At 60.8% G+C, this 11,142-nt stretch carries 13 protein-coding genes; 8 read left to right on the top strand and 5 right to left on the bottom strand.

Annotation, left to right across the window (positions count from 1 at the left end; translation table 11 throughout):
• The first annotated feature begins 115 nt into the window (after positions 1-115).
• The 4 genes from JG747_RS13260 (at position 116) to JG747_RS13245 (ending at position 4,479) form a co-directional block, all read left to right on the top strand.
• On the top strand, positions 116-1,765 hold the full coding sequence (locus JG747_RS13260; protein WP_202361921.1) for an alpha/beta hydrolase: 1,650 nt from the start codon (positions 116-118) through the stop codon (positions 1,763-1,765).
• A 448-nt stretch (positions 1,766-2,213) separates the two neighbouring features.
• Positions 2,214-2,588 carry a DUF2147 domain-containing protein gene (locus JG747_RS13255; RefSeq protein WP_064982223.1) on the top strand — a complete coding sequence of 125 codons (375 nt, stop codon included), beginning with the start codon at positions 2,214-2,216 and terminating at the stop codon, positions 2,586-2,588.
• Positions 2,589-2,601: 13 nt separating this feature from the next.
• Entirely contained in the window at positions 2,602-4,035 is a 1,434-nt protein-coding gene (locus JG747_RS13250; RefSeq protein ID WP_202361920.1) for a cryptochrome/photolyase family protein, read from the top strand.
• 33 nt (positions 4,036-4,068) lie between these two features.
• Positions 4,069-4,479 (top strand): DUF2177 family protein, encoded by a 411-nt coding sequence (locus JG747_RS13245; RefSeq protein WP_019859902.1) that lies wholly within the window; start codon positions 4,069-4,071, stop codon positions 4,477-4,479.
• On the opposite strand, the gene JG747_RS13240 is transcribed toward JG747_RS13245, so the two are convergent.
• The 5 genes from JG747_RS13240 to JG747_RS13220 all read right to left on the bottom strand — a co-directional run bounded on the left by JG747_RS13240 (position 4,461) and on the right by JG747_RS13220 (position 8,218).
• Positions 4,461-4,991 carry a hypothetical protein gene (locus JG747_RS13240; protein WP_223217885.1) on the bottom strand — a complete coding sequence of 177 codons (531 nt, stop codon included), beginning with the start codon at positions 4,989-4,991 and terminating at the stop codon, positions 4,461-4,463. The genes JG747_RS13245 and JG747_RS13240 overlap by 19 nt on opposite strands.
• Positions 4,992-5,052: 61 nt before the next feature.
• On the bottom strand, positions 5,053-6,081 hold the full coding sequence (locus JG747_RS13235) for an SAM-dependent methyltransferase (RefSeq protein WP_027047164.1): 1,029 nt from the start codon (positions 6,079-6,081) through the stop codon (positions 5,053-5,055).
• A gap of 2 nt (positions 6,082-6,083) precedes the next feature.
• Positions 6,084-6,908, bottom strand: coding sequence for a DUF1295 domain-containing protein (locus JG747_RS13230; protein WP_038648736.1), 825 nt, complete (start codon positions 6,906-6,908; stop codon positions 6,084-6,086).
• A 9-nt stretch (positions 6,909-6,917) separates the two neighbouring features.
• Positions 6,918-7,571 carry a ChrR family anti-sigma-E factor gene (locus JG747_RS13225; RefSeq protein ID WP_038648739.1) on the bottom strand — a complete coding sequence of 218 codons (654 nt, stop codon included), beginning with the start codon at positions 7,569-7,571 and terminating at the stop codon, positions 6,918-6,920.
• Complete coding sequence (locus JG747_RS13220; RefSeq protein WP_120145501.1) at positions 7,568-8,218, bottom strand: sigma-70 family RNA polymerase sigma factor; 651 nt, start codon at positions 8,216-8,218, stop codon at positions 7,568-7,570. The genes JG747_RS13225 and JG747_RS13220 overlap by 4 nt, the downstream gene beginning before the upstream one ends.
• A 145-nt stretch (positions 8,219-8,363) precedes the next feature.
• On the opposite strand from JG747_RS13220, the gene JG747_RS13215 reads away from it, so the two are divergent.
• The 4 genes from JG747_RS13215 to JG747_RS13200 all read left to right on the top strand — a co-directional run bounded on the left by JG747_RS13215 (position 8,364) and on the right by JG747_RS13200 (position 11,089).
• Positions 8,364-9,710 carry an NAD(P)/FAD-dependent oxidoreductase gene (locus JG747_RS13215; protein ID WP_019859911.1) on the top strand — a complete coding sequence of 449 codons (1,347 nt, stop codon included), beginning with the start codon at positions 8,364-8,366 and terminating at the stop codon, positions 9,708-9,710.
• Positions 9,707-10,525 carry a DUF1365 domain-containing protein gene (locus JG747_RS13210; protein WP_202361919.1) on the top strand — a complete coding sequence of 273 codons (819 nt, stop codon included), beginning with the start codon at positions 9,707-9,709 and terminating at the stop codon, positions 10,523-10,525. Before JG747_RS13215 ends, JG747_RS13210 begins: the two co-directional genes overlap by 4 nt.
• 193 nt (positions 10,526-10,718) lie before the next feature.
• Positions 10,719-10,943 (top strand): hypothetical protein, encoded by a 225-nt coding sequence (locus tag JG747_RS13205; protein ID WP_038648741.1) that lies wholly within the window; start codon positions 10,719-10,721, stop codon positions 10,941-10,943.
• A complete protein-coding gene (locus JG747_RS13200) occupies positions 10,901-11,089 on the top strand; it encodes a baeRF12 domain-containing protein (protein ID WP_084791644.1) in 189 nt (62 codons plus the stop codon). Before JG747_RS13205 ends, JG747_RS13200 begins: the two co-directional genes overlap by 43 nt.
• The last annotated feature ends 53 nt before the right edge of the window (positions 11,090-11,142 follow it).

Here is an 11,142-nt window from a genome sequence, read left to right as displayed (position 1 = left end):
GGGATGCGTACGAAGAACTGTGATTGGTTCGTGAAAAGCGTCTGTCCAGCCAGATTGCAGTTGAAGTCGCACCAGGTCCGGGGAACAATCGAGTGTCCAACATGGCTTGCGAACGGTGGCGCAAACACAACTTCTGTTATTCGGCGGCTTCACTCTTGCTGGAGGCGAGCTTGCCAATGCAGCGCTGAGCCGCAAAGCGCGTGGTTTGGTGACTTATCTCGCACTCAATCCTGGACAGTCCCATTCGCGCGAGAAACTCGCCGCGCTTCTATGGGGCGATACTGGGGAGCCGCAGGCGCGGATGAACCTTAGACAGGCTCTGTCGGCGATCAGGAAGGCGTTGCCATCGGTAGACGGCCGACGCCTTTTGGCACACGGCGACAATGTCACCCTCAAGCTCGACGATCTTGAGATCGATGTGGCACGGTTCGAGCGCCTAGCGTCAGGTATAGCCCTCGAGCAGCTTGAGCAAGCCGTCGTTGTCTATCGCGGTGACTTGCTCGATGGCTTCGCCCTGAAGGAAGAACCGTTCAACGACTGGCTCAGGGTGGAACGTGAGAGATTGAGGACGATTTGGATCGGCGTTCTGGAAAAACTTCTTCATCACTATTCGGTCGAGAACAATCTGGCCGCATATGTCCAGGCAGCGAGGCGCTTGATCGGGTCTGATCCTCTTAGGGAAGACATCCACCGAGGCCTCATGCAAATCTACGCCCGCCAAGGCCGACTGAACATGGCACTGAGGCAGTATGCCCAATGCCGCGAGGTCCTTCGCAAGCACCTCCAGGTGGAACCGGAGAAGGAGACGCGTGAGCTGAACGACAGGCTCCGTGCTAGCCGTTTCGTACCGTCCAAACCGAGCGTAACACCGTGCTTAAGTTATGAGGGAAATCCAGTCGATAACCCGGTGCCAGCCTCGCTGCGCCCAGAAACACACTATGTAAAGTCGGGCGGGGTCAGCGTTGCCTATCAGGTAACCGGCGGGGGGCCGTTCGACCTCGTCTACGTACAGGGCTGGGTTTCCAACCTCGACTATGCCTGGGAATCTCCTCGGCTTACGCATGTGCTGCGGCGGCTTGGGTCATTTTGCCGGCTGGTCCGCATCGACAAGCGAGGCACTGGGCTTTCCGATCGCAACGTGGGCTTTCCAACGATGCAGGAGCGGGCGGACGATTTGCGGGCGGTACTCGATGCAATTGGATCGCGACGGACAGTCTTATTCGGCAGTTCCGAAGGGGGCGTCCTATGCATGCTTTTTGCGGCGACCTATCCCGAACGAACCGAGGCACTCATTCTTCACGGTGCTTATGCTCAAGGACTTTGGTCACCGGACTATCCTTGGGCAAAGACTAGAGAGGACATGGAAGAAGAACTGGCCGAAATCGAACGCAAGTGGGGAGAGCCTTGGGATTTGGGAAGAGGGGCGCCGAGCTTGGCGAACGATGCGCACGAGCAACAATGGTTTGCAGCCTATCTGAGGAATTCGGCGTCTCCTTCCGACGCGATCGCACTATGGCGCTGGGGCGCCGAAGTCGATGTCCGTAGTATCCTCCACGCGATTCATGTGCCCACTCTCATACTCCACAGGAAAGGCGATCGATGGGTCAAGGTCGAAGAAGCACTTTACCTGTCCGAGCGCATTGTTGGCGCCACGCTGATCGAGCTCCCGGGCGATGACCACCTGATCTGGGGCGCCGATTCGGACCGCCTCGTCGACACAATCCAACACTACCTCACCCGTACGTTTCCTTCTAAGGCCGGATAGAGCCGAAGGCTGAACTGTATTCCACCCGCTCATTGACATGGATCATAACGATCAGTTTCGGGAGGATCATTGAAGACCAGCGAAGAACTATGCTGAGTGATGCGCGGCGGCGCGGTGGGCCTCATCGGAAGCACTCACATCCCGGCAGAAGAAAATGCAAACCCGGTTGCTGGCCACGTCACCATTTAGGCCCGTGGCGAAGCTAATCTCTACCCGCGTTCATGGGGCGCTTGGCTAACCGACGGCTGTCGGGCCACAAGCGAAATGTCAGTTCGCAATGTCAGATTGCCGCTAATCTCTCGGCGCTGACCCGGTGAAGTTTCCACCTTTGCCGGAAATGAACCCCGGCGGTCCTTGGTCCCTGCCGCCGCCAATCGGGACCGGTGATCCAAACGTCCCGGAGCAGCGTAGAATCAACAGATCTAGCCAGTTAGTGGAGATTGGGACGATGCAAGGGACAATCGCATTCCTTTGTGCCGTGTTTCTCGGGTCGGCGGCACAAGCCGACGCATTCTCGGACAGCCGCGGCATATGGATGCGAGACGACGGCAACGCCAAGGTCTCAATCGCGCCTTGTGGACAGCAATTGTGCGCGACCAATCTGTGGGTCGGCGACACCAGCAAGGGTGAACAGGCCGGCGACAAGCTGATCATGACGCTAAGACCGGCGTCACAAGGCACGCTGGCCGGAAAGGCTTACGACCCCAAGCGAAACCGTACCTATTCAATGACATTGACGGTGAAGAAAGGGGGCCTCACCACGCGGGGCTGCATAGGCGCAGGCTTGATTTGCAAGAACGTGCGCTGGACCCCGGCAAAATGATCTGCGAGACGGAATGAGCCGACAAGCCCAAGCTCCCACCATTGTGTTGTTCCGGCGCGACCTGCGCATTGGTGACAACGCCGCGCTCGCGGCGGCAGCCGATCGCGGCGCTCCCGTCGTGGCGCTCTATATCCTGGACGAGACAACCAAAGGTCTAAGGGCCATGGGAGCGGCCAGCCGCTGGTGGCTCCATCACTCGCTCGCGGCCCTTGGCGATCTGCTTCGCAAGGCTGGAGCGAATCTATTTCTGGCACATGGACGCACCGAAGACGCCGTCGCCAAGGCGATCGACGCCAGCGGCGCGAATTGCGTGTTCTGGAACAGGCGTTACGACCCCTCGGAGGCGGGGGTCGATGCCAGGCTGAAAGCCGCCCTGCGCGAAAAGGGGCTCACGGCACTCAGCTTCGATGGCGCGCTCCTGCATGAACCTTCGCTCTTCAAGACTGGCTCCGGCGGCTTCTACAAAGTCTATACGCCATTTTGGAAGGCGATGGCGTACAAGGTCGATGTTCGCGATCCGATCGATACCCCGGGACAGATTGATGGTTGGAGGGGTGAGCTTGGCGGCTTGCGCCTGGACGAGCTTGACTTGCTGCCTAGCAAACCCGACTGGGCGTCTGGCTTGCGCGAGACTTGGACACCAGGCGAAAAAGGCGCTCAGGCCAGGCTTGGTCAATTCATTGAGCACGACCTGGCCAATTATGAACGCCAACGTGACTATCCTGGCCAGCCGTCAACATCGCGACTTTCCCCGCATCTGACCTTCGGCGAGATCACGCCATTCCAGATATTCGCCGCGTTGCGCAGATCGAAAAGCTCGGGAACTTCGAAGTTTCGTGCGGAGATCGGCTGGCGGGAATTTTCATATCATATGCTGTTTCATAATCCCGATCTTTCAGTGCGCAACTTCCGGCCGGAGTTTGACGCAATGTCGTGGCGGGACGACATACGGGCGCTTCGGACATGGCAGCGCGGCCTGACAGGGTATCCAATCGTGGATGCCGGGATGCGCGAATTGTGGCGAACGGGCTGGATGCACAACCGCGTGCGCATGATCGTGGCGTCCTTCCTCATCAAGGACCTCATGATCGACTGGCGCCACGGCGAAAAGTGGTTTTGGGACACTCTGGTCGACGCGGACGCCGCAAACAATCCGGCCAGCTGGCAGTGGGTGGCCGGATCCGGAGCTGATGCGGCGCCCTATTTTCGCATCTTCAATCCGGTGCTGCAGGGCGAAAAGTTCGACCCTCACGGCGACTACGTTCGTCAGCACGTCCCGGAAATCTCTGCATTGCCCGACCGCTATATTCATCGGCCATGGGAGGCTCCCGCTGCCGTGCTGAAGGACAAAGGCATCGTGCTCGGCAAGACCTACCCCAATCCGATCGTAGACCACGGTGCGGCACGAGAAAGGGCATTGATCGTCTATCAGTCCTTAAAGGATTGAGCCAGTGGATCAAACAACAACGGGAAGGTTTTCATGATGCGGTATGCCGTCGCCTACACAACCACTCTGATCGCTTTCCTGGCCATTGACGCGGTATGGCTCACGACGATGTCGCAGCGCCTTTACCGCCGCTATGTCGGGGACATACTGGTTGACGTATTCAACCCTGTTCCTGCTGCGGCATTCTACCTGATCTATGTCGTGGGTCTCATAATCTTCGCAACGTCGCCGGCTTTTTCGAGCGGCAAATGGACAACGGCCGCGCTGAATGGCGCGCTCTATGGTTTCTTCACCTACGCGACCTACGATCTGACCAACCAGGCCACGATCCGCGGCTGGCCGACGATCATCACTGTGGCGGATATCTGCTGGGGTTCGCTGCTCAGTGCGGTTGCGGCCACTGTGGGCTTCCTGGTGACCCGCTACTATCTGCGCGGCGCCTGATCGCCAGGCTGTTGCGGGGCCGGCACAGCACCCGACAACAGCCAGCCGATGAAGACGATCAACGTCGCGGCGCTCAAGGCATTCAAGCCGGCCATGGCGCTGTTATCGGCGGCCGTGTAACCGGCCAGCGGCTCGCCGAAAAAGCGATGCGGGATGAAATAGGCCATCGCACTAAGCCCCACCACAAAGAGCCCGATCGCCCGCTCCGACGGCCTGAACAGCGCGGCACCGATCAGCGCGCAGGGAACCAGGAAAATCTCCACGCCCGATCCAACGCCGAACGCCTTGGTGCTCACGATCTCGTTGGCGATGCCAGTCAGCGGCAGCAGGACGCGGGCGGCCAGCGCATGCCGTTTGGCAACAGCCGGAACAGCCAGAAAGATCGGCGTTGACATGAACGTGAGAAACGAAGGAGCTATCTTGTCGGCGCCGACCGCCGCCCAAAGGTACAGCGGGTAGAACGGCTGGTTCCAGGCAACGACCAGTGCAATCCAATTGGCCGCGCTGGTCAAGGGGTCGGGATGCGCCGCGTAACCGGCGACCCGGCGCCATAGCCGTGCAAGTCCTTCCATGTTACCAGGCCGGCCGCAGCAGATAGTGGCTGACGCCCCATTCCCTGCCCTGATCGTGACCGAACAGACCTTCGGTGGCCATATAGAACAGCCGCCAGCGCCGGCACCAAAGCGCCGCATCCCGCCCGTAGACATCGGCAAGGATCTCGCCGATGCGCTTGTAATTGTCATCGAAGCGCGAAAGCCATTGCTGCGCGGTGCGCGCATAGTGCATGCCGTTCCAACGCCAGTCGCGTTCGATGGCGAAACAGTCCGCAAAGTGACCGATCAGCCCGTGACTCGGCATGATGCCGCCGGTGAAGAAATGCCGTGCGATCCAGTCGGCGTCGTCGCGATGATCGAAGCGGTAGGGACTGTGGCGGTGGCTGAAGACATGGACGAATAGCCTGCCTTCGGGCTCCAGCCAGCTTCGGATACGGGCAAGCAGGTCGCGCCAGTTGGACATATGCTCGAACATCTCGACCGACACGATGCGGTCGAAGCGCTCTCGCGGCTCGAAGCCGTTCATGTCGGCGGTGATGACCTCGACATTGCGCAGCCCGCGCGCCGCCGCTTCCGCTTCGATATGCATGCGCTGCGGCGTCGAATTCGACATCGCCACGATGCGGGCGGCCGGAAAACGCTTAGCCATGTAAAGCGTCAGCGAACCCCAGCCGCAGCCAAGTTCGAGAATGGATTGGCCATCGCGAAGGCCGGCATGTTCGACAGTCTGCTCCAGCGCCGCGATCTCGGCCTCGGCCAAGGTCTCGTCCCCATTCGGATAGAGGCAGCAGGAGTATTTCCGATTGGGACCGAGCGTCAGCGCGAAGAATTCGGGCGGAAGTTCGTAGTGCTGCTCGTTTGCGGCTTGCGCGTGCTCGGCGATGGAATAGTCCGCCATGGCACAAGCAAACCGCTTCGCGTCGACCGACCCCGCCTTGGCAAGCCGCCGGCGCGTTTTTCCTACCAGGACGCCGATACCAAAGCGTGTGGCGGTATCGGGAATCGGCGTGCTCTCGACGGCACGGATTGCGGATGAGATCAGGCTCACTGTCATGTCCCTTCCCGGGTTGTTGCCGCCATCGGCACGCCCGGCCAGAACGCGTTTACGCGCTCCTGATAACGGCGGAACTGTACCCCACGCGAGCGCAGCATGTGTGCCTCCAATGGCGGGATGCCGGAGACATGGACCAGCAGCCAGTACATCAATATGGGACCCGCAAGTGCGGCGAAGCCCCATGGATAGGCCGAGGGGGAGCCTATCGCGAAGGCCATGTATGCCAGCCAGCCCAGCCATTCGAAGAAGTAATTGGGATGCCTGGATAGGCGCCACAGGCCGACATCGCAGACCTTGCCCTTGTTGCGAGGATCGCCTCGAAAAGCATTCAGTTGCCTGTCCGCCAGCGCCTCGCCACCAATCGCCACCACCCAGATCGCAACTCCGATCCAGTCGCCGGGCCCCAGCCCCGGAGCCGGCTTGTGGGCGGCAGCCATGATCGACATTGCAAGCAGGAAAGCCGCGGCCGCCTGGACCTGAAGGAACCAGAACAGCCGGCTTGAGGAACTGGCGCCCCATTGCTGCTTGAGCTGGCGATAGCGCGGATCGTCGCGGCTGTCGCCCATCGTCCTGCCAGCGATGTGAACGCCGAGCCGCAGCGACCAGACCAGCGCCAAAAGCGCGACCAGCCATCGCCTATGATCGTTGTCGCCTTCAACAAATGGGACGAGCGCCAGGAAGGCACCGATGATGCCGACGGCGAAAGACCAGATCGCATCGACCCAGCCGGAGCTGCCAGTCCGTATCGCGACCAGCCAAGCCACCGCCATGGTGGCACAAAGAGCGACCGCCGCTAGAACGATAGCCGAGACGACGCTCATTGCCGGACCTCAGCCGCCGAACAGAGGCTGGATCAGCCTGCCGAAGAAGCCGCTCAGTTTCATCTGCCCTTCGAGCGCGGCAATGCAGATACATTCGCCGTCCTTGTCGACGATCGGCTGATGTTGAACGTCGTCATCGGCCTCGTCGAGATCCCCCGGGCCATAGCGGCCGCGCGCGTCCGAGAAGGCCCCTTTCAGTATGTGGGTGTATTCATAGCCCGCATGCGTGTGCTCCGGCAGCTTGCGGCCGGCCACGACCTTCAGCAGCATGACGTTGGCGCTGTCGTCATCAGGCAGCGTCACGCGGCTCCAGCGCACGCCCGGCCCGATCCAGCGCCATGGCCCGATGCCACAGTCGTCAAGCACCTCAGGCAAGCGGATGCCCACATCGGCGCGCGGAAGCCTCTGAGCCGGCGCGGCCTTGCCGCGACCGGCCTCACCGGTGTCGATCATCGCCATCACATGATCGAGGGCCCCAGCTTCCATGTCCTCCGGCTCGATATCGTGCAGAAGGGAGCCCCCAAGCGCTTCGAATCCGGCAATGCGCTCGGCGCAAGCCGTGCAGGCGCCGACATGGACGGCCACGACGATGCGCGGCCCGGATTCGAGCGAGCCGTTGGCATAACGGAAGAGCGTCTCATCACTCGGATGATGCTTGATCATTTGAGGTCGTCCAGGATTTGGCGCAGCCGGCCAAGGGCCAGCCGCACGCGTGATTTGACGGTGCCGAGGGGGATGCCGATCGCGTCGGCGATCTCGGATTGCGTTACCTCGCCAAAGAATGACATTTTCAGGATATCGGCCTGTTCCCGCGGCAGAAGATCGAGCGCCTCCCGCACCCGGTCCTCGCGCTCCACCGCGATGATCGCCTGCTCGCCCGAAACCGGCGCATCAGGCTGATCGGACGGATCAAAGGCTTCGGCAATGACCGCCGGCCGGCTTTCGCGGCGCAGCCGGTCGATGCGCGCGTTGCGGGCGATGGTGAAGATCCAGGTCGACACCCCGGCACGCGCGGGATCGAAATACGATGCCTTTTTCCAGACAAGCAGCATGGTTTCTTGCACGACGTCCTCCGCGGCGGACGGCGTCATCCCCGAACGCTTCAGGAAAGCCTTCAGCCGCGGCGCGTAGAAGCCGAACAGTGCCGCGAATGCCACTCGATCGCGGTTCGCCGCGACTGCCGCCATCAAACGGGTCGCTTCCGGCGCCGACAGGCTCCCCTCGTCGCGTATGGTCACCGCCAATCCGCTCTCCGCGAGATCGAAAGCAAGAAGCGCTTTGTCGGCAATGAAATGATGTCCTGCATTCATAAGCCCTGTTACGCGCGGCAATCCCTTTCGGATCACTGGCCGCGCAGCGATTGCTGCACACGGTGATCCACAGCCCGCACCGCTGCGTAGAAATTAAACCTAGGGGAGGACGTCAGTCCCTTCCATAGCAAATCGGAGGGCACGAATGACGATCGGCGGCTATTTCGAAGCGGACAAGCCGATGGACATCGCCATCGTCGGCAGCGGCATCTCCGGCCTGTCCGCAGCATGGCTGCTTTCAACGCGCCACAAGGTTTCGCTATTCGAGGCGGACCGGCGGCTCGGCGGCCACAGCAATACCGTCGATGTCGGCGGCACACAGGTCGACACCGGTTTCATCGTCTATAACGAAGTAACCTATCCCAACCTGACGGCGCTGTTTTCGCATCTCGGCGTGCGCACTAAGGCGTCGGACATGTCGTTTGCCGTCTCGCTCGACGGCGGACGATTTGAGTATTCGGGAACCGGATTGGGCGGGCTGCTCGCACAGCCGTCCAATGTCGGTAGGCTGCGTTTTTGGCAAATGCTGAAGGAATTGCTGCGCTTCTATCGAGAGGCCCCCCACGACATCGCGCGTATCGGCGAGATCAGCTTGGCCGAATATCTCGATGCCAGGGGCTACGGTGCCGCATTCCGCGAGGATCATCTCTATCCTATGGCGGCAGCCATATGGTCGACTCCGGCGCTTGATGTCGGCAACTATCCAGCGACCGCCTTCATCCGGTTCTGCCAGAACCATGGCCTGCTGAAGCTGGCAGGCCGGCCAACCTGGCGCACAGTCGATGGCGGCAGCCGCAAATATGTCGAGCAACTGGCGAGGAGCGTCGCCGGCCGTTCATATGCCGGGCGCGGCGTGCGCTTGATTTCCAGGCGCGGGGGCGCGGCTTGGCTTACCGACTGCGAAGGCGTAGAGCACCGCTTCGACCACGTCGTTATCGCCACCCATGCCGACCAGGCGCTGCGCATTCTTGACGATCCGAGCCACGACGAGACGCGGCTGCTCGGCAGTTTTGGCTACAGCCGCAACGAGGCGGTGCTGCATGCAGATGCGCGCCTGATGCCGCGGCGTAAGCGCGCCTGGTCGAGTTGGAACTATTTGACACAGGGCCAGGGTGAAACCCGAAAACTGTCTGTTTCGTACTGGATGAACAGGCTTCAATCGTTGCCTGATGACCAGCAGCTCTTCGTCACCCTCAATCCTGTCGTAGAACCGGCGGCCAATACCGTTCTGCATCGCGAGACCTATGAACATCCGGCTTTCGACGCCGCAGCGATGCGCGCGCAGCAAAGGCTGTGGTCGCTGCAGGGCAGTCGAAGAACCTGGTTCTGCGGCTCCTATTTCGGCGCCGGCTTCCACGAGGACGGCCTGCAGGCCGGGCTTGCGGTGGCTGAGGCGCTTGGCGGTGTACGCCGGCCCTGGAGCGTCGCGAATGAGTCAGCGCGCATTCACATCATCGACGCCGTGGCGCGGCGCAACCTCGAGGCGGCGTGATGCCGGAGCTGAAATCGGCCCTCTACTCTGGCAAAGTAATGCACCAGCGGCTGAAGCCGCGGCGGCACCGCCTTTCCTACCGCATTTTCTTCCTTCTGCTCGACCTCGACGAGATCGATGCGGTGAGCAAGCGGCTTCGCCTGTTGTCACACAACCGGTTTAATCTGTTTGGCTTCGCTGACACGGATCACGGCGATGGCTCGGGCGGATCGCTGAAAGCCTATGTCGAAGATATGCTTGAGACGGCAGGGATCGAGACGGATGCGGGGCCAATCCGACTGCTCTCGATGCCGCGCACGCTCGGCTACGCTTTCAATCCGATCAGCATCTATTTCTGCCATAACCGGCAGGGCGACCTCGTCGCGATCCTCTACGAAGTCAACAACACCTTTGGGCAGCGCCACAGCTACCTGATCCCTGTCGGCGAGCGGCACGACGAGACTGTCAGGCAACATTGCGACAAGCGCTTCTACGTTTCGCCTTTCATGGCCATGGGATTGAACTATCGCTTCCGCATCGGCCTCCCCGGCGAAAACGTCGCGATACACATCACTGCCAGCGACGACCAAGGGCCGCTGATGGTGGCAAGCTTCGCCGGCAAGCGGCGGGCGCTGAGCGATGCCAGTCTGCTGCGCGCATTCATCTCGTATCCTCTGCTGACACTCAAGGTGACCGTCGGCATCCATTGGGAGGCGCTGCGGCTCTGGGCAAAGGGCATTCGGCTTCAGGAGCGCCCTGCCCCGCCCGACAACTCCATCACCCGCGTCGCCATGCATGGACGTTTACAGAGAAAGGCCGAGCCTGATGTCATTTGACACTGAGGCAAGGGCAAAGGTCGATCTATGGTGCGGCATTTTCCTCGCTGCCAGGGAACGGACTGTAGAACAAAACAAGACCGGGCTGCCGTCGGAATGAAGGGTAGGACATTGAGTGGCGTTGTTGCCGGATCCGCGGAGGCCAAGGGCCTTCCCACAACACACAATCCACGACCGGTTGGAGTCAGGCCTCATGACCGCATCGAAGCGCCTCTATGACGACGAGACCGAAATGTACCGGCTGTTCGAGAACGAACTCTTCGTCACCGTAGTTGGTGACGTCATGGATACGATCAGGCTGCGGCATCAGTTCCTTCCGCCCGTGTTCAAGCCGGTGGACGAGAAGACGCGGCTTTTGCGGCCGGTACCGCCGATCTGCTCAATCGTCAGGTCCTCGGCGATCAAATTGCCAATCTGATCGTCATCGCTGCCCCACGCACGCTTGGTGAACTTCGCAAGCATTACCACCAGAAACGTTCGGCCGTGCTGGTAGGCGAGATCCCAAAGGATCTTACGAGGCGTTCAGCACAAGAGATAGAAAATGTAGTGCCGCCACCTAGTTAGCCGCGGCCTGCAGCCGGAGCCACGATATTGACGTCAGGTCCAAGCATGACAGT

Source organism: Mesorhizobium sp. 131-3-5, assembly GCF_016756575.1.
GTDB lineage: Bacteria > Pseudomonadota > Alphaproteobacteria > Rhizobiales > Rhizobiaceae > Mesorhizobium > Mesorhizobium jarvisii.
This window is presented reverse-complemented; position numbering and strand designations above follow the sequence as displayed.

Bases quoted from the DNA above. Each gene is read 5' to 3' on its own strand.
- JG747_RS13255 (WP_064982223.1), top strand. From the start codon at position 2,214: ATGCAAGGGACAATCGCATTCCTTTGTGCCGTGTTTCTCGGGTCGGCG.
- JG747_RS13250 (WP_202361920.1), top strand. From the start codon at position 2,602: ATGAGCCGACAAGCCCAAGCTCCCACCATTGTGTTGTTCCGGCGCGAC.
- JG747_RS13245 (WP_019859902.1), top strand. From the start codon at position 4,069: ATGATGCGGTATGCCGTCGCCTACACAACCACTCTGATCGCTTTCCTG.
- JG747_RS13230 (WP_038648736.1), bottom strand. From the start codon at position 6,908: ATGAGCGTCGTCTCGGCTATCGTTCTAGCGGCGGTCGCTCTTTGTGCC.
- JG747_RS13225 (WP_038648739.1), bottom strand. From the start codon at position 7,571: ATGATCAAGCATCATCCGAGTGATGAGACGCTCTTCCGTTATGCCAAC.
- JG747_RS13220 (WP_120145501.1), bottom strand. From the start codon at position 8,218: ATGAATGCAGGACATCATTTCATTGCCGACAAAGCGCTTCTTGCTTTC.
- JG747_RS13215 (WP_019859911.1), top strand. From the start codon at position 8,364: ATGACGATCGGCGGCTATTTCGAAGCGGACAAGCCGATGGACATCGCC.
- JG747_RS13205 (WP_038648741.1), top strand. From the start codon at position 10,719: ATGACCGCATCGAAGCGCCTCTATGACGACGAGACCGAAATGTACCGG.